This is a genomic window from Actinoplanes sp. SE50/110 (assembly GCF_900119315.1).
GTDB lineage: Bacteria > Actinomycetota > Actinomycetes > Mycobacteriales > Micromonosporaceae > Actinoplanes.
This window is the reverse complement of the sequence record NZ_LT827010.1, coordinates 3,359,757-3,377,145: the sequence shown is the minus strand read 5'-3', so window position 1 is coordinate 3,377,145 and position 17,389 is coordinate 3,359,757. Positions and strand designations below refer to the sequence as shown.

The window sequence follows — 17,389 nt, the reverse complement described above, 5'->3', positions numbered from 1 at the left end:
TTCTGCCCTCAACCGGCCTCCCGGTGGCAGAATCTGCTACGTGGACTCGATCGATCGCCGGATTCTGCTGGAACTGCAGAAGGACGGCCGCCTCACCAACCAGGAACTCGCCGACCGGGTCGGCCTGTCCCCCTCCCCCTGCCTGCGCCGGGTCCGCCAGTTGCAGGACTCCGGCGTGATCTCCGGCTACACCGCGGTGCTGTCCGCGGAGGCGCTCGGCCTGACGATCACCGCTTTCGCCCGGCTCACCCTGCTCTCGCACACCTCGACGGTGGTCGACGAGGTGGAGGCGCGGCTGCGCGCCATCCCCGAGGTGGTCGAGGCCTACCTGCTGGCCGGCGACGACGACTACATGGTGAAGATCGTGGTGGCCTCGTTCGCCGCCTACGAGGATCTGCTGCGCCGCGAGCTGCGCGCCATCCCGTCGCTGGGCTCGATCACGACCAGCTTCGCCTTCGCCGTGACCAAGCCGCAGTCCCCGCTCCCGATGCCCTGAGCGGGCCCCGGGTGGGGCTCAGAGGTGGCCGGAGATGCGGGGGTCGTCCTCGCGCATCTCGTGGACCTTGCCGTTGCGGTCGATGACCCGGACGACCCGGACCATGCGGGCCTTCAGCGCGCGAACAGCCAGGAACGCCGCGCCGGCCAGCGCCGCCGTGGGGACGATGGTGCCCGGAGACAGCAGGTCGGCGAGAGTCATGGGACCCAGTCTACCGCCCGTCCGGACACCGGCCAGTGCCGCGAGATCCGCCGGTCAGCTCGCCCGGACCCGGGCGACGCTGGCCGGGCCGGGGGTCTCCCGGAGGCGGGACGGGGTGAGCAGGTCGCGGGTGGCGGCGCGGCTCGGTTTCCGGCCCAGGGCGGCGCGACTGCTTTCGCGCAGCAGCAGGGCGGCCCAGTACGCCGCCGTCCGCACCGGCCCGTGCCGCCGGCCGAACAGCCGCACCCGGTTGAGGGTGAGCAGCGCCCACAGACCCGGGGAGACCCGCGAGTCGCCCTCCAGGTGCACGGCGTGCGCGTCCGGCACGTAGCGGGTGCGCAGGCCGAGATCCCGGGCGCGCAGCGCGAAGTCGGTCTCCTCCGAGTAGAGGAAGTACGACTCGTCCCACGGTGCCACCCGCGACCAGCATTCCGCGCTGATCAGCTGGGTCGAGCCCTCGGCCCAGTCGGTCACGCCCTGCGACACGTACGCCCGCTCGTCGGTGATCACCTCACCCAGCAACCGGAAGCGGCCCGCCCGCCGTGCCCCGAGGACGGCGTCCCCGAGCGTGCGCAGCACGCTGGGCTCCCGGCGCAGGGTGTGGATCAGCGCGCCGGAGCCGTCGACAAGGTGCGGCACGGCGATCCCGGTACCGGGCACGCGCAGCGCTGCGAGCAGGCGCGGCACGCAGCCGGGGGTGAGCCGGACGTCGGGGTTGAGGACCAGGATCGCGTCGTACGCCGGCGAGGCGGCGACCGCCGCGTTGATCCCGGCCGCGTATCCGGCGTTGCGCCCCATCTCGACGACGGTCGCCTCGGGGGCCAGCTCGCGGAGCACCGCGACGCTGTCGTCCCGCGACGCGTTGTCGGCGACCGTGAGGTGCCATTTCATCCCGTCCAGGCCGGTGCGCAGCCCGGCGATCAGGTCCGGGAGCAGCCGGGCGCTGTTGTAGGAGACGACCGCCACCAGAATCGTCATCGCGACGCCAGCCTCGCCTTCAGTCCGCGCAGCACCCTGCCGGTGCGGCCGCTCTTGAGCTTCTCCCCCAGCGCGCCCTGCTTGACCGTGCGGGTCAGCGCCGTCTGCGCGCGCCGCGCGGTCGCGACCGCACCGCGACCGGCCCGGCCGGCGGCGACCGGGGTCTCGTCGTTCTTCAGCCGGGTCTTGTACAGCGCCTCGGACTTGCCGAGATCGATCAGCCGGATGCCGTCGGCCGCGCCGGCCTCGGCCATCCGCAGGCAGAGCAGAATGCCGGCCGAGTACTTCGACAGCTCCTGGTCGTAGGAGGGGAACCAGTAGGCGAGCACGTTCTCGCTGCGCAGGCCGAGGTGCGCGGCGACCGGGCGGTCCCCGGCGTACACCGTGGAGACCACCGCGCGGCAGCCGTCCGCGTCCGACGCCCGCAACTCGTCGAGGACGCCCTCGATCCAGGGGGTGGCGAAGCGGTCGTACTGCTGGGTGCGCCGGTACTGCGCCGACTTCCACTCGCGCAGCGCGGCCAGCGCCACCGGGTCGCGGTCGTCCCAGACGAACCGCTCGTCGCCGACCTCGCGGGCCATCTTCCGCTGCTTGCGCAGGGTCTGCTTGACCACGTCACCGGCCCGGTTGCGATCCTCCACATACGCCGCGTAGCCGTCGGTGAGGTTCATCAGCGGCGACCCGGCGACCGCCGTGTGGAACCGCCCGAACTGCCCGGCCATCAGGTGGTCATACTCCCAGACCGGCAGCTTGCACGCCCTGAGCAGGGCAGTCGGATCGAAGTCCCACCCCTGCCGGTGTACGACGCCCTGACAGTCCGTGATGCCGAACCCGACCGGGACGCCGATCACGCGGTTGCGTACCTCGTACGCGAAGAAGCCGGCGATCCCGTCGGAGTCCTCCAGCACCGCGACCCGGGCGGTGGGCCGCTGCCGTGCGACCGCGAGGGTGAACTCCGGGGCCAGGAAGGGGCTCTGCAGTCCGGGCTGGTCCTTCTGGAACTGGCGCCACGCGGCCAGCTCGCCGGGTCCGAGTTCATCCGGGCGTACCACGGAGACTTTCACGCGTTGCTCGTTCCTGCGAAGGTGGGGCGGCCGAGGGCACGGTATTCCCAGCCGGCGGCGGTCCAGTGGGCCGGGACCAGGGCGTGTCGGCCGTCGACGATGCGGCGGCCGCGGACCACGGCGGCCATCGCGGACGGTTCGATGTCGCGGAACTCGTTCCACTCGGTGAGCAGCACCACGACGTCGGCGTCGCGCGCGGCGTCCAGCGCGTTCGTGGCGTACGTCAGCTCCGGGTGCACCCGTTTCGCGTTGTCCATCGCAGCCGGGTCGTAGACGACCACGCCGGCGCCCATCCGGTGCAGGGTGGCCGCCACGTCGAGGGCCGGCGCGTCCCGGATGTCGTCGGAGTTGGGCTTGAAGGCGGCGCCGAGCGCGGCGACCCGCTTACCGGCGACGTGCCCGCCGCAGAGTTCCACGACCAGATCGACGGTACGGGCGCGGCGTCGGCGGTTGATCCCGTCGATCTCGCGCAGGAAGCCGACGGCCTGGCCGACGCCGAGCTCCTCGGCCCGGTGCGCGAACGCCCGGATGTCCTTGGGCAGGCAGCCGCCGCCGAAACCGAGGCCGGGGCGCAGGAACCGGCCGCCGATCCGCTCGTCGTAGGCGAGGGCCTCGGCGAGGTCGTGCACGTCGGCGCCGGTCGCCTCACACACCTCGGCCATCGCGTTGATGTAGGAGATCTTGGTGGCCAGAAACGAGTTCGCCGCAACCTTGACCAGCTCGGCGGTCTGCAGGTCGGTGACCTTGACCGGCACGTCCTGGGCGAGCACCGGCTGGAACGCCTCGCGCAGCCGGTCCTCGGCCCACGCGCTGGTGACACCGAAGACCAGCCGGTCGGGTCTCATCGTGTCGTCGACCGCGAAGCCCTCGCGGAGGAACTCCGGGTTCCAGGCGAGCTCCACCTGATCGCCGGCCGGGGCCAGCTCGCGCAGCGGACCGGCCAGCCGGGCGGCGGTGCCGACCGGGACGGTGGACTTGCCGACCACCAGGGTACGGCGGGTCAGGTGCGCGGCGAGCGCGGTCACCGCGGCGTCGACATGGGTCAGGTCGGCCGCCTCGGAACCCGCCTGCTGCGGGGTGCCGACGCAGACGAAGTGCACGTCACCGAAGGCGCCGGCCTCGGCGAAGTCGGTGGTGAACCGCAGCCGGCCGGACTCGAGGGCCTTGGTGAGCAGCTCCGGCAGACCGGGCTCGAAGAACGGGACCTCGCCGGCCGCCAGCCGCTCGATCTTGCGGGAGTCGACGTCGACGCCGAGCACCTCGAAGCCCATCACCGCCATGCAGATCGCGTGGGTGGCGCCGAGGTACCCGGTCCCGATGACGGTGAGACGGGGACGTGCGGTCATCAGTAGGCTCCCGAGCTGCGCACGACGGCGCTGACGGTGCGGAACAGAATGGCCAGGTCCATGGCGAGCGACCAGTTCTCCACATAGCTGAGGTCGAGCCGGATCGACTCCTCCCAGGACAGGTCGGAGCGGCCGGAGACCTGCCACAGGCCGGTCAGGCCGGGTTTGACGACGAGCCGGCGCAGCATGTCCGCCGGGTAGCCGGCCACCTCGGCGGCCAGCGGCGGGCGCGGTCCGACCAGCGACATGTCACCCTTCACCACGTTCAGCAGCTGGGGCAGTTCGTCCACCGAGAAGCGGCGCAGCCACTGGCCGATCGGGGTGACCCGCGGATCGTTGCGGATCTTGAAGAGTTCGCCGTCGTGCTCGTTGAGCTCCTTGAGCTCGGCCAGCCGCGCCTCGGCGTCGACCACCATGGTGCGGAACTTGTACAGCATGAAGGTGCGGCCGTCCTTGCCGACCCGCTCCTGTTTGAAGATCACCGGCCCGCGGCCGCCCCGGCCCCACCGGACCAGCGCGGAGACCACCAGGAGGATCGGCGAGAGCAGGCCGAGCAGCGCGATCGCGCCGACCCGGTCGAAGGTGGCCTTGAGGAACCGGGCGCTGCCCTTGAGCTTGGGGTGCTCGACGTGCAGCATCGGCAGGCCGTCCACCGGGCGGATGGTGGTCCGGTCGCCGGCCACGTCGACCAGGGTGCTGGCCACGATCAGGTCGATCTCGTCGCGTTCCAGCTGCCAGGCGAGCCGGCGCAGGGCCGGGCCGTCGATCTCCGGGCAGGCCAGCACGATGACGGTGTCCGCGTCGGCCCGGGTGACCGCCGAGTCGACCGCGTCGAAGGTGCCGTAGACCGGCGGCATGCCCTTGGCGAACGTCTTCGGGGTCGGGGTGGCCGGCAGCACCGCGCCGATCACGCCGAGCCCGTGGTACCGCTCGCGGCGCAACCGGCGGGTCATGTCGGAGACCGCCTTCTCGTGGCCGACCAGCAGCACCCGGTGCAGCCGGTTGCCGCGGCCCCAGGAGCGGTGCAGGCGCTGCCGGTACAGGTAGCGGGCGCCCAGGTCGACGACGATCGCCAGCGGCAGCGCGATGCTCACGTAGCCGCGGGCCAGCCGCAGGTCGAAGGCGAACGAGACGATGGCCAGCGCGGCGGTCAGGGCCAGCCCGGCCCGGAACACCCGGGCGTACTCGTCGGTGCCGACGAACAGGTGGCGCGGCTCGTACGCCCGGTTCGCCGACAGGCAGACGATCCAGGCGATCGGCAGCAGGGCCGTCAGCAGGACGTAGCCCTTCATGTTCGGCTCCGACCCGTCCGGGCCGAAGCGCAGGACGAGCGCCCAGCACGCGGCGCCCAGCCCGACGACATAGTCGATGAGGTACAGCATCCGGGCGTACCGGTTCTGCCAGCCCGCCCGCGTCTCGCCGGCCCGTTTACCCCGCCGGACCTGCGAAGCGCGTTCGCTCAGGTCGACGGTGGCCAGCGATTCGATTGTCTGCACGCCTCTGCCCCCATTGGCTGCGGTCAATCCATTATCGAAAGTTAAGTGGCAAACCGGACAATCCGGATGCTTCAGGCGCCGGAGCGTGGACCACGCTCAGCAGTGACCGGCGGGTCACACGTTGCAAACCCACCGGACACATGAGACAGACTTCCGAACCGTACCCGGTCCGCGCTACACCCTTCCGTCCGACGCGAATGGCGTTTCGGCTGAGGGCCAATGCGGACCTGTCCGGATTCCCGGATGCGGTTACTACGAGTATCGAAAAAGGTCAATCACACACGCCGGACTATTCACTGTCGTCATCGCGACGCATTGTTTCGACGTAGTCACGGCATGTGTCATACCGTGGCAGCAGCCCGGCCGCAAGGGCCTCGGACAGCGACGGCGCGGCCGCGTCCTTCGGCGACAGCAGCGGCGTCCCGGCCGGCCAGGCGATGCCCAGCTCGGGATCGAGCGGGTGGACGCCGTGCTCGTGCCCCGGCCGGTAGGTGGCCGAGCAGAGGTAGGCGACCACGGCGCCCTCGGTCAGCGCGCAGAACGCGTGCCCGAGACCCTCGGCCAGATAGACCGCGCGCCGGTCGGTGTCGTCCAGGGTCACCGCCTCCCACCGCCCGAAGGTCGGCGAGCCGGCCCGGACGTCCACCACCACATCGAGGACCGCGCCGGACACACACGTCACATACTTCGCCTGGCCCGGTGGCACGTCGGCGAAATGCACCCCGCGCACCACCCCCCGGGCCGAGGTGGACAGGTTCGCCTGGGCCAGGTCCAGCCGATGCCCGACCGCCGCGCTCAGATGGTCGAAGCGGTACCACTCCAGGAAGGTGCCGCGATCGTCGCCGAACCGGGCCGGCGTGACCTCCCAGGCACCCTCGATGCTCAACGGCCGGACCTTCACCGGACCACCCCTTCCAGCAGCCGCTCCAGGTAGACGCCGTACCCGCTCTTGAGCAGCGGCCGGGCCAGCTCCCGCAGCTCGTCGTCGGAGATGAACCCGAGGTGCCAGGCGGCCTCCTCGACACAGCCGATCTTCAGGCCCTGACGCTCCTCGATCACCCGCACGTACTCCGAGGCCTGCACCATCGACTGGAAGGTGCCGGTGTCCAGCCACACGGTGCCGCGGTCGAGCACGGTCACGTCGAGCCGGCCGCGGCGCCGGTACTCCTCGTTGACCGCGGTGATCTCCAGCTCGCCCCGGTCGCTGGGCTCCAGCCGGGCGGCGATCTCCACCACGTCGCTGTCGTAGAAGTAGAGGCCCGGAACGACGTACGTCGACTTCGGCTTCTCCGGCTTCTCCTCGATCGACAGCACCCGGCCGTCCTCGTCGAACTCGACGACGCCGTAGCGGTGCGGGTCGGCGACCGGGTAGGCGAAGATCCGCCCACCCGCCGGCCGGCCGAACCGGGCGAGCTGCCGGCCCAGGCCGACACCGTGGAAGATGTTGTCGCCGAGGATCAGCGCGACCGGCTCGTCGCCGATGAAGTCAGCGCCGATCCGGAACGCCTGGGCGATCCCGTCCGGTTTCGGTTGTTCCGCATAAGAAAGGGACAGACCGAAGCGATTACCGTCACCGAGGAGACGCTCGAAATGGGGCCGGTCCTCGGGTGTGGTGATGACCAGGATCTCCCGAATTCCGGCGGAGACCAGTGTGGTCAACGGGTAGTACACCATCGGTTTGTCAAAAATTGGCATCAGCTGTTTCGACATGGCCATGGTGATGGGCCACAACCGGGAGCCGGTGCCACCGGCCAGCAGGATTCCGCGCACCGACGAAGACTAAACACAGTGGAGGCGGTAGTACACTCGGCCGCTGTGCAGATTCTTGTGACCGGAGGCGCCGGTTTCATCGGTTCGGCCTATGTGCGAGCGGTACTAAAGGATGAATTCGCAGGTGCGGTCGGCGCCCGGGTGACCGTCCTGGACCTGTTGTCCTATTCGGGCAACCGCGCGAATCTACCGGTGACGGATTCCCGACTGACCTTCGTGCAGGGCGACATCACCGACGCCGATCTGCTGCGTGACCTGCTTCCCGGGCACGACGCGGTGGTCCACTTCGCCGCCGAGTCGCACGTGGACCGGTCGATCAGCGGCGCCGTGCCCTTCGTCACCACCAACGTCCTCGGGACCCAGATCCTGCTCGACGCCGCCCGATCGGCCGGGGTGGGACGGTTCCTGCACGTCTCGACGGACGAGGTGTACGGGTCGATCGACGACGGATCGTGGACCGAGACGTGGCCGCTGGCGCCGAACTCGCCGTACGCCGCCTCCAAGGCCTCCTCGGACCTGCTGGCCCTCGCCGCGCACCGGACCCACGGGATGGACGTGGTCGTCACCCGGTGCTCCAACAACTACGGAACACACCAGTTCCCGGAGAAGGTCATCCCGCTCTTCGTGACCAACCTGCTGGACGGCAAGCCGGTGCCGCTCTACGGCGACGGCGGGAACATCCGGGACTGGCTGCACGTCACCGATCATGTGCGGGGGATCCAGCTGGCCCTGGAGAAGGGGCGGGCCGGCGAGGTCTACAACATCGGCGGCGGGACCGAGCTGAGCAACCGGGAGCTGACCGGGATGCTGCTGGAGGCCTGCGGGGCCGGCTGGGAGCGGGTGACCCGGGTGGCGGACCGCAAGGGGCACGACCGTCGCTACTCGCTGGACATCACCAAGATCAAAGATGAACTGGGGTACGAACCGCAGGTCACCCTGCACGACGGACTCGCCGCGACGGTCGCCTGGTATCGGGAGAACCGTGCCTGGTGGGAGCCGCTGAAGGCGAAGGCCGGGCTCTGATGCGGTGGTTGATCACCGGGGCCGGGGGGATGCTCGGCCGGGACCTGCAGGCCGTGCTCGACGGCGCGGACGTCATCGCGGCCACCCGGGCCGACCTCGACATCACCTCGCCCGACCAGGTGCGCGACGCGGTGGCCGGGGTCGACGTGGTGATCAACGCGGCGGCCTGGACCGACGTGGACGGTGCGGAGACCGCTACCGAAGCGGCCACCGCGATCAACGGCCACGGCGCGGCCCACCTCGCCGCCGCTGCCGGCAGACGCCTCATCCACGTGTCGACCGACTACGTCTTCGACGGAACCGCCACCACGCCGATCCCGGAAGACGCGCCGCGATCCCCGATCAACGCCTACGGCCACGGCAAAGCCATCGGCGAGCAGGCGGTCCTCGCCGCCGGCGGATCCGTGGTCCGCACCGCCTGGCTGTACGGCCGGCACGGCCCCAACTTCGTCCGCACCATGCTGCGGCTCGCCGAGACCCGGGACACCGTGGACGTGGTCGACGATCAGGAAGGACCACCGACCTGGTCGTACGCCTTGGCCACCCAACTGGTCGCGCTGGCCCGCTCCGGCGCCACCCCCGGCATCTACCACGGCACGGCGGCCGGCTCGACAACGTGGTTCGGCCTGGCCCGGGCGGCCTTCACCGCAGCCGGGCTGGACCCGGCCCGGGTCCGCCCCACCACCAGCGCCCGGTTCGTCCGACCGGCCCGCCGCCCGGCCTACAGCGTGCTGGGCCACGCGGGCTGGTCCGGCACCGGCGTCGACCCGCTGCCGGACTGGCGCGACATGCTCACCACCGCCATGCCGGCCCTCCTCACCAGCCGCTGACCCGCCGCCCGGTCACCCCCTCGCTCCCTGAGTGCGTCGGGTAGCCGCGCGGCGCACCAGGTGGGGCGTCCCGTCCGGGAGCGGGATGTGACGCGCGACTCTGCGGTGTCCCGGGGCCTCTGCCGGAGCCGTTTCTGTCATACCTACCGCCGAAGATGGCGGCATGACACTCCTGTGCTGTTCGGTGTTCCTGGCCATCGTGGTCACCCGGCTGTCCGGCCTCCTGGTGACCACTCTTCTCGACAACGCGCGGCCACCCCGGGTCAGGTGTCCCGGGGTCCGGCTGAGACGCCGCGTTCCGGTCGCAGCAGCAGGGCGGACAGGGCCAGTGGGACCGACAGCGCCACCATGCTCGTCACCTGGTGCACCCGGGAGAAGGCGTCCAGGTGCAAGGCATGCCAGAGCAGGTGTTCGGCGCTGAAGACCAGCCACGCCCCACCCGCCACCCGCCGCAGCGTCGGCCGCCGCACCACGCCGACCGAAACGACGAGCAGCGCAAGGTAGAGCCCACCGACGTCCCTGACCAGGTGCTCGTTGTACGGCCCGAGCGCAGAGACCCAGTGCGCCCCCGCCCACGGAAAGTCCCGGTAGAAGGAGACCGGAAAACCGGCGGCCCAGACACCGACGAACGCCGCACTCATCGCCAGCATCCCCGCCACACCCCGATCCACCACCGCACCCCGTCCCGCCGCAGCACCCTGCTCCGCCACCGCCACACCCCGTCCCGCCGCCGCACCCTGCTCCGCCACCACCACACCCCGTCCCGCCGCCGCACCCTGCTCCGCCACCACCACACCCCGTCCCGCCGCCGCACCCTGCTCCGCCACCACCACACTCCGTCCCGCCGCCGCACCGCTGTTCACCGTTGAAGCCCGACGCTCCTGTCGCTGCTGACGCTCCGGCAGGCCATCGATCGCGGGCCGATGCTCGAATGCGGGACACCGCCGTCCCTCCGCGAACCCCCAACTTCAGGCCCACGGCCGGAGTCGGACGCTGCAGGCTGGCCGACACGCCCTCGGTCGCGGGCTGCCGGCCGGCCCCGGGGGTGTGCTGGGGACACGGACCGGGGCGAGGGTGGGTGATCAGGCACGGGATTCGGTGAGCCACTGGTCGAAGGTCTGGGTGCCGCGCAGGCCGGGGGTGGCCGGGAGGTTGCCGCCGGTGGCCATGGCCCTACCGGCCTTGCCGGGCATGGTGGCGGTCAGAACCCATTTGCGCGGGCCCCGGGTACGGGCGACCCTGCGGACCAGGTCGGCCATCTGCAGGGGTTCCGGGCCGGCGATCTCCGGGGCCAGGCCGGCCGGTTCGCCTTCGGCTAGGCGGACCAGTTCGACGGCGACCTCGCGGGCCGCGACCGGCTGGCTCAGCATGGCCGGCACCACCGCTACGGGCCCGCCGAAGCGGGTCAATGATTGCTCGGCGAACTCGTGGAACTGCGCCGCCCGCAACACCGTGGCGGGCACCGGGCCGTTCAGGGCGATCTGCTCCTGATGGAGTTTCGCCTGGTAGTAACCCCACTCGACCCGGTCCACCCCGATGATCGACACGAGGACGTGGTGCCGCACCCCGGCCCGCCGCTCGGCATTCAGCAGGTTCCGGGTCACCGTCTCGAAGAACTCGGTGGCCTTCCTGCCGCTGAGCGTCTGCACATTCGACACGTCGACCACCACGTCGACCCCGCGCAGCGCGTCCGTCAGCCCGTTTCCGCTGACCAGGTCCACCCCGCGCGATCGTGCGATGACCACGACCTCGTGCCCGGCCCGTTCCGCCTCCGCGACCACCAGTTTGCCCAGCCAGCCGGTCCCACCGGCCACCGCGATCCGCATCACGTCCACCTCTCTCCGCTGCGTTCACCAGGAGGACAGATCCGGGCGCCGAAACGTGACAGCTTCTGCTGTTACTCAGCTCACCACCCCGGAAAGCGGCAGCGGCGTACGTCGAAATCCCTACATGGCCGGCCGTCGCGGTGGTGCTGCGGCCGCGACCCACCCGGTGAGCCCGCCCAGCGTCGTTGCCGACACGCGGCGGCAGCCAGCTGATCAGGAACGCTCGCTGGATGCGGCTCGCAGAACCGGTCCACCCGAGACCCTCGCTCGGCGAAGCCGAAGCGAACGCGGCCCACCTGCGGCCATCAGGATCGACCGGCGGAGGCGCTGGTGGCTGACGGACCGGGGGCCGAAGGCGAGTCCGTACTGCCGGCGGCGAGGCCGGGAGCGGGGCCGTACTGCCGGGGGCGAGGCCGGGAGCGGGGCCGTACTGCCGGGGGCGAGGCCGGGAGCGGGGCCGTACTGCCGGGGGCGGGAGGTCCGGTGGGATGGAGGGCGGCGAGGGCGGCGACGGAGAGCAGGCCGGCCGCGCGGCGTGCCCATGTCGGGACGATCACGCCGGTCGCCGGGACGTGGAGGCCGGACCGGGTGCTTCGATAGCCGGGTGGAGATCACAACCTGGTACCTGGAGCAGACCGCACCCGGGCCGGCGACGGCGGCCGCGCCGGCCGTCCCGGTGCGGGTCGAGCGGGCCGAGATCCCGTCGCCGGAGCTGAGCCGGTTCCTGTACACCGCGGTCGGCGGTGACTGGAACTGGACCGACCGGCTGGCCTGGACCTGGCAGCAGTGGCACGACCATCTGGCGCGGCCGGGCGTGCAGACCTGGGTGGCGTCGGTGCGCGGCACCCCGTGCGGCTATTTCGAGCTGGACGGCACCCGGCCCGGCAGCGTGGAGATCGTCTATTTCGGGTTGCTGCCGAGCTTCACCGGGCAGCGGATCGGCGGTTTCCTGCTCGATGCGGCGCTGGCGCGGGCGTGGGCGCTGAATCCGTCGGTGGCCCGGGTATGGGTGCACACCTGCAGCCTGGACGGCCCGGCCGCGCTGCCGAACTATCAGGCGCGCGGGATGAGCCTCTACCGCACCGAGACGACGACCGTGCCGGTGCCGGCGGAGCCGCCCGGGCCGTGGCCGGGCGCCCACCGCGAAACCGCAGCGAAATAGCAGAAAAATCCCTGTACGCGGAGCAGTATCCGTTATGTGAGTGAGGAGGTGGTGTACCGGAGTGACCGGACCAGGGTCGTCCGGCGGCACTCCCCCGCGCTGATCGCCAAGCAGGCCACCGGCCCGGGCGCGCACCGCCGCACCGAACACGAGCGCGCCGTGCTGACCCGACTCGCCGGCCTGCCCGGGGTCCCCCGGCTCGCCGCCGGGCAGCAGCGCCAGACCCTGATGCTGATCGACGACGGCGGCGCCCCGCCCCCGCCCGGCCCGATGCCGGTCCCCGAGCTGGTCGACATCGCGATCGCGCTGGCCGGCACGCTCGCCGCGGTGCACCGGGCCGGCGTCCTGCACCGTGACATCACCCCGGCCAACGTGATGCTGACCCGCGGCCGGCCGGTGCTGATCGACTACGACCTGGCGCTGACCGGCCCGCCGGAGCCGGACGAGGCCCCGGTCGGCACACTCGGCTTCCTGCCTCCGGAGCAGACCGGCCGGACCGCGCTGCCGATCGACCGACGGGCCGATCTCTACGGTCTGGGCGCCACCCTGTACACCCTGGCGACCGGCGCCCCGCCGTTCCCGACCGGCGATCCGCTCGCCCTGATCCACGACACCCTGATCCGGATCCCGGGGCCGCCCGGGCTCCCCGGCCGGCTGGACGCGATCCTGCTGCGGCTGCTGGCCAAGGACCCGGACGACCGGTACCAGAGCGCCGAGGGGCTGGCCCACGACCTGGCCCGGTTCCGCGACGACCCAAACGGTCGGTGGGTGCTCGGCGACCGCGACTTCCCGGCGGTGCTGTGCGCCCCGGAGGCGCCGCTGGGCCGGGCCGCGGAGATCGGCGAGCTGGCCGCCGCGCTGGACCGGTCGAGCGCCGAACCGACACCGGCGGTGCTGATCAGCGGCCCCGCCGGGATCGGCAAGAGCGCGCTGATCCACACCCTGCGCCCGCTGATCACCGCGCGCGGCGGCTGGTTCGTGTCGGGTCGCTACGAGCAGTCGCGGACCGGCACGGACACCGGCGGCATCGCCCGGATGGTGCGCAGTCTGGGCCGGATGCTGCTGGCCGAGCCGGAGTGGGAGCTGACCGAGGACCGCCGGCGGATCCTGGCCGCGCTCGGCCCGAACGCCTCCGCGCTGGCCGCGGTGGTCCCGGAGATGGCGGCGTTGCTGCGCGTCGATGGGCTGCCGTACCAGGGTGATCCGCTCACCACGGCGGCCCGGCTGGCCACCACGATCGCCGGCCTGCTGCGTGCGGTCGCGGTCCGCCGCCGGCTGGTGGTGCTGATCGACGATCTGCAGTGGGCGTCTGCCTCGTCGCTGCGGATCCTGGACGGGGTCCTCGCCGACGGGCCGGTCGCCGGGCTGCTGATGGTCGCCGCCTACCGCGACGAGCAGGCGGGCGATGACGATCCGCTGGGCGTGATGGTGACGCGCTGGCAGCGGGACGGGCTGGCCGGGGCGCCGCTGCGGCTGGACGGGCTGGACCGGGCCGGTCGGGCGGCGCTGACCGGGACGTTGCTGCGGCTGCCGCCGGACGACGCGACCGAGCTGGCGGAGCTGCTGGCCGGGGCGGGGGGCGGCAACCCGTACGCGATCGTCGAATTGCTCAACGCGCTGCGCGCGGAGAATCTGCTGACGCCGGCCGCGGCCGGCTGGCACTACGACCCGGCCGAGGTCCGCTCGTTCGTCGCGCGCCATCGGCTGCCGCAATTGTTGGCGGTACGCCTGCGTCAGCAGCCCGAGTCCACCCGCCTGCTGCTGACCGCGCTCACCTGCCTGGGCGCCGACGTCACCGCGGACCTGCTGGCCACGGCCACCGGCATCCCGCCGGAGAGTCTGCCGGCCCGCCTCGCCCCGGCCGCGGCGGACGGGCTGATCGACGCCGATGACCCGATCCGGTTCCGCCACGACCTGCTCCTGCAGACCGCCCGGGAGCTGCTGCCGCCGGCCGCGCGGGAGCAGCTGCAGCTGGCCATGGCGCGCCGGCTGGCCGGCCGGGCGGAGTTCACCCGGCAGGCCGCCGAGCAGTATCTGGCGGTGGCCGGCGCGATCACCGGTGACGACGAGCGCCGGTCGGCGGCCGCACTGCTGCACCGGGCCGGGCGGCGCACCGCCCGGATCGCCAACCACCTGGTGGCCGAGGAGCTGTTCGCGGCCGCGGACCGGCTGCTCGCACCGCTGTCCGGGCGGGGCGACCGGGCGGCCCGGGACGCGCTCGCGATCGACCGGCACGCGGCGCTGTACTACCTGGGGCGGCACGCCGAGGCGGACGTGTTCTACCGGGAGCTGACCGTCCGCTGCCGGGATCCGCTGCCGCTGGCCGGGGCGACCGCCGTGCAGATCAACGCGCTGACCCAGCGCGGCGAGTGCCGGGCCGCCCTCGCCCTCGGCCTGGACGCACTGCGGCGCTTCGGCCTGGTGCCGCCCGCCGACCTGGTCGCCGACAACCGGCGCGCGATCACCGAGCTGCGCGACCGGATCGCGGCGCACGGCCCGGACTACCCGGACACCGAGGTGACCGACCCGCGGACCGTGGCGATCGCCGGGATCGTGGAGCGGATGCTCCTCCCGGCGTTCCTGATCGACCCGGACCGGCACGCGTGGCTGGTGCTGCAGGTGCACACCCTGTGGCAGGAGAACGGGGTGTGCGCCGCACTGGCCGGGGCGGCCGGCTCGGTGAGCTGCCTGACGATCGCCATGCTCGACGACTACCGGACCGGCTTCGTGCTGACCGAGCACGCCCTCAACGTCGCCCGGAAACACCAGTATCAGCAGGAAAGCGCGATCGCGGCGCATCTGCACCTGATGATCTCGGCGCACTGGTTCCTGCCGCTGGAGGAGCTGGTCGCGCCGGCCCGGCAGACCCGCCTGGATCTGCTGGCGGCCGGCGACGTGCAGATGGCCGGCGTGCAATGGGCGCGGTTGCTCAGCCTGCTGTTCGAGACCGAGGAGTCACTGGACGCCTCGGGCGACGAGGCGGAGGCGGTGCTGGCCTTCGCCGACCGCACCGGCAACCGGTTCGCCCGGCTGATCGCGATCGGTCACCGGCAGATGGTCCGGGATCTGCGCGGCGACCCGCCGGGGGACGACGCGGACTACCTCGCGGAGATCGCCGCGTTCCCGACCGCGATGGCCACCCACCACCAGCGGCGGGCGCTCACCGCTCTGCTCAACGGCGATCCGGCGGCCGTGGACGAGCACTCGGCGGTGGCACTGGCGGGAGCCGACACGATCCGCGGTCTGTACTCCTGCGCCCTGATCCGGCTGTGCCGCTGTCTGAGTGACCCGGCGGCCACCTCGGACCGGGACTGGCTGGCCCGGCGGGCCGCCGACGCGCCGTTCAACTTCCGGCCGCTGCTGCTGCTCGCCGACGCGGAACGGGCCCGGGCCGCGGGCGATCCGGGCACCGCGATCCGGCTGTTCGACGAGGCGCTGCTCAGCGTCGGCGGCCGGCCGTGGCAGCACGCGCTGCTCGCCGAGCGGTCCGCCCGGATCCACCTGGAGCAGGGCCTGACGCACACCGGGCGCCGGCTGCTCGCCGAGGCGTGCGACGCCTACCGGACGTGGGGCGCCGGCGGGCCGGTCGCCCGCCTGGAGGCCGAACACCCGTTCCTACGCGGGACCCGTTCCGACGGTTCCAGCAGCGGTACCGGCGCCGACCGGATCGATCTGATGGCGATCCTGCGCGCCTCCCGGGCGCTGAGCTCGCAGACCACGGTGACCGGGCTGGCCGCCGAGGTCGCCGGGGTGCTCAGCGCGATGACCGGGGCCACCGACGTGCGCCTGTCGCTGCGCGACCGGACCCTGTCCGGGACGGCCGACACCGATCTGCCGCTGTCCGCGGTCCGCTACGTGCGGCGCACCCGGCAGCCGCTGCTGGTCGCCGACGCCACCCGCGACGACCGGTTCGCCGGCGACGCATACCTGACCGGCTTGACCGCGTGCAGCCTGCTGGTGCTGCCGGTCAGCTGCCACCGCGCCGAGGACGCGGTGCTGGTGCTGGCCAACCGACGCCAGCGCGGGGTGTTCGCCACCGGCCGCCTGGAGACGGTCGAGCTGATCGCCGGGCAGCTCGCCGTCTCGCTGGACAACGCACTGGTGCACGACTCGCTGGAGAGCGAGGTGCGGGCGCGAACCGCCGAGCTCGCCGACCGCAACCGTGACCTGGAAGCGGCCAACCAGCTCAAGGCCGACCTGATCGGGATGCTCGGCCACGAGATCAACAATCCGCTCGCCACCATCCTCGGCTATCTCGATCTGGTGCTCACCGGGGACGACCCGCTGCCCGACCCGGTGGTCGGCCTGCTCACCCGCACGCACGCCACCACCCGGCGGCTGACCGGCATCGTCGAGGAGGTGCTGGCGCTGGTCAGCATCGACGCCGGGCGGCTCACCGCGGTACCCCGCCCGGTCCGGGTGGCGCCGCACATCCAGGCCGCGCTCGGCGTCGCGCCGGCGAGCGTGGACTGCCCGGCGGATCTGACGGCGGCGGCCCAGCCCGGGCACCTCGACCAGATCCTCACCAATCTGGTCAGCAACGCGACCAAGTACGGCGGCGGGGTGACCGGGATCGTCGCCCGGGGCGGCCGCGACGAGGTCACCATCGAGGTCCGCGACCAGGGTCCGGGTGTCCCGCCGGAGTTCCGGGACCGGCTGTTCGCCCGGTTCGCCCGCGCCGACCGGACCGCGGGCCAGGTCGCCGGGACCGGGTTGGGCCTCTACATCGTCCGCGAGCTGGCCCGCGCCAACGGCGGCGACGTCCGCTACCGCCCCGGCAGGGTCGGCGGCTCGCGCTTCATCGTCACCCTCCCGCCGGCCACGCGGGAGGCGCAGCCGGACATGAGGTGACCGTCACCCGCGGCGGGCAGTTCCGTCAGCGGTTCGCGGTCGCCTTCCGCGGCGTTCCGGCCAGGCCGGGCAGCAGATCGAAACAGCCGGCGGCGCGCCGAAACCGACCGGTGGAGGGTCGGAACCGACGGTGAGCGGGCCGAGAACCGACCGCTGGACGGGTCGAAACCGGCCGGTGACGCCGACCGCGACTCCGCCGATCCCGAAGTCCCGACGACAGACTCTTCCCGCCACCGCGGGCCTCGTTCGACGCCGCCTTCAGCAGCAAGGGCATTGCCGGCGAGGGGGGTGGTCGTTGAGGAGGGCAACACCGCGTTTACCTGGTGGCTATATGCCCGCTAGTATC

14 protein-coding genes are annotated in these 17,389 nt (G+C 72.3%); 5 read left to right on the top strand and 9 right to left on the bottom strand.

Translation table 11 applies throughout. From position 1 onward, the window contains the following. Positions 1–40 precede the first annotated feature (40 nt). The gene (locus ACSP50_RS15050; RefSeq protein ID WP_014690071.1) at positions 41–496 is read left to right on the top strand and encodes an Lrp/AsnC family transcriptional regulator; all 456 of its coding nucleotides are present in this window, start codon (positions 41–43) and stop codon (positions 494–496) included. 18 nt (positions 497–514) lie between these two features. On the opposite strand, the gene ACSP50_RS15045 is transcribed toward ACSP50_RS15050, so the two are convergent. The 7 genes from ACSP50_RS15045 to rfbA form a co-directional block, all read right to left on the bottom strand. After that, complete coding sequence (locus ACSP50_RS15045; RefSeq protein WP_014690070.1) at positions 515–697, bottom strand: hypothetical protein; 183 nt, start codon at positions 695–697, stop codon at positions 515–517. A 54-nt stretch (positions 698–751) separates the two neighbouring features. Beyond that, complete coding sequence (locus tag ACSP50_RS15040; protein WP_014690069.1) at positions 752–1,675, bottom strand: glycosyltransferase; 924 nt, start codon at positions 1,673–1,675, stop codon at positions 752–754. Further along, positions 1,672–2,739, bottom strand: a complete 1,068-nt coding sequence (locus ACSP50_RS15035) for a GNAT family N-acetyltransferase (RefSeq protein ID WP_014690068.1) — start codon at positions 2,737–2,739, stop codon at positions 1,672–1,674. The genes ACSP50_RS15040 and ACSP50_RS15035 overlap by 4 nt, the downstream gene beginning before the upstream one ends. Next, the gene (locus ACSP50_RS15030) at positions 2,736–4,085 is read right to left on the bottom strand and encodes a UDP-glucose/GDP-mannose dehydrogenase family protein (protein ID WP_014690067.1); all 1,350 of its coding nucleotides are present in this window, start codon (positions 4,083–4,085) and stop codon (positions 2,736–2,738) included. Before ACSP50_RS15030 ends, ACSP50_RS15035 begins: the two co-directional genes overlap by 4 nt. Then, entirely contained in the window at positions 4,085–5,581 is a 1,497-nt protein-coding gene (locus ACSP50_RS15025; RefSeq protein WP_014690066.1) for a sugar transferase, read from the bottom strand. The genes ACSP50_RS15030 and ACSP50_RS15025 overlap by 1 nt, the downstream gene beginning before the upstream one ends. Positions 5,582–5,870: 289 nt before the next feature. Beyond that, positions 5,871–6,482 carry a dTDP-4-dehydrorhamnose 3,5-epimerase family protein gene (locus ACSP50_RS15020; RefSeq protein WP_014690065.1) on the bottom strand — a complete coding sequence of 204 codons (612 nt, stop codon included), beginning with the start codon at positions 6,480–6,482 and terminating at the stop codon, positions 5,871–5,873. Continuing rightward, positions 6,479–7,351, bottom strand: coding sequence for a glucose-1-phosphate thymidylyltransferase RfbA (rfbA, locus tag ACSP50_RS15015; protein ID WP_014690064.1), 873 nt, complete (start codon positions 7,349–7,351; stop codon positions 6,479–6,481). Before rfbA ends, ACSP50_RS15020 begins: the two co-directional genes overlap by 4 nt. 45 nt (positions 7,352–7,396) lie before the next feature. Here rfbA and rfbB point away from each other — a divergent pair, with 45 nt between their 5' ends. Both rfbB and rfbD read left to right on the top strand, forming a co-directional pair. Beyond that, complete coding sequence (gene rfbB, locus ACSP50_RS15010; protein ID WP_014690063.1) at positions 7,397–8,374, top strand: dTDP-glucose 4,6-dehydratase; 978 nt, start codon at positions 7,397–7,399, stop codon at positions 8,372–8,374. Then, entirely contained in the window at positions 8,374–9,204 is an 831-nt protein-coding gene (gene rfbD / locus ACSP50_RS15005) for a dTDP-4-dehydrorhamnose reductase (RefSeq protein WP_014690062.1), read from the top strand. Before rfbB ends, rfbD begins: the two co-directional genes overlap by 1 nt. 263 nt (positions 9,205–9,467) lie before the next feature. Here rfbD and ACSP50_RS15000 read toward each other — a convergent pair whose 3' ends face one another. Together ACSP50_RS15000 and ACSP50_RS14990 are read right to left on the bottom strand one after the other, a co-directional pair. Then, on the bottom strand, positions 9,468–10,031 hold the full coding sequence (locus ACSP50_RS15000) for a hypothetical protein (protein WP_014690061.1): 564 nt from the start codon (positions 10,029–10,031) through the stop codon (positions 9,468–9,470). 255 nt (positions 10,032–10,286) lie between these two features. Beyond that, positions 10,287–11,030, bottom strand: a complete 744-nt coding sequence (locus ACSP50_RS14990; protein ID WP_014690060.1) for an SDR family oxidoreductase — start codon at positions 11,028–11,030, stop codon at positions 10,287–10,289. A 604-nt stretch (positions 11,031–11,634) separates the two neighbouring features. Between ACSP50_RS14990 and ACSP50_RS14985 the strand changes: the two genes are divergently transcribed. Continuing rightward, positions 11,635–12,192 (top strand): GNAT family N-acetyltransferase, encoded by a 558-nt coding sequence (locus ACSP50_RS14985; protein ID WP_014690059.1) that lies wholly within the window; start codon positions 11,635–11,637, stop codon positions 12,190–12,192. 36 nt (positions 12,193–12,228) lie between these two features. Beyond that, entirely contained in the window at positions 12,229–17,043 is a 4,815-nt protein-coding gene (locus tag ACSP50_RS14980) for an AAA family ATPase (RefSeq protein ID WP_043511464.1), read from the top strand. Positions 17,044–17,389: the final 346 nt, after the last annotated feature.

Bases quoted from the DNA above. Each gene is read 5' to 3' on its own strand.
- ACSP50_RS15045 (WP_014690070.1), bottom strand. From the start codon at position 697: ATGACTCTCGCCGACCTGCTGTCTCCGGGCACCATCGTCCCCACGGCG.
- rfbD (WP_014690062.1), top strand. From the start codon at position 8,374: ATGCGGTGGTTGATCACCGGGGCCGGGGGGATGCTCGGCCGGGACCTG.
- ACSP50_RS15030 (WP_014690067.1), bottom strand. From the start codon at position 4,085: ATGACCGCACGTCCCCGTCTCACCGTCATCGGGACCGGGTACCTCGGC.
- ACSP50_RS14990 (WP_014690060.1), bottom strand. From the start codon at position 11,030: ATGCGGATCGCGGTGGCCGGTGGGACCGGCTGGCTGGGCAAACTGGTG.
- ACSP50_RS15040 (WP_014690069.1), bottom strand. From the start codon at position 1,675: ATGACGATTCTGGTGGCGGTCGTCTCCTACAACAGCGCCCGGCTGCTC.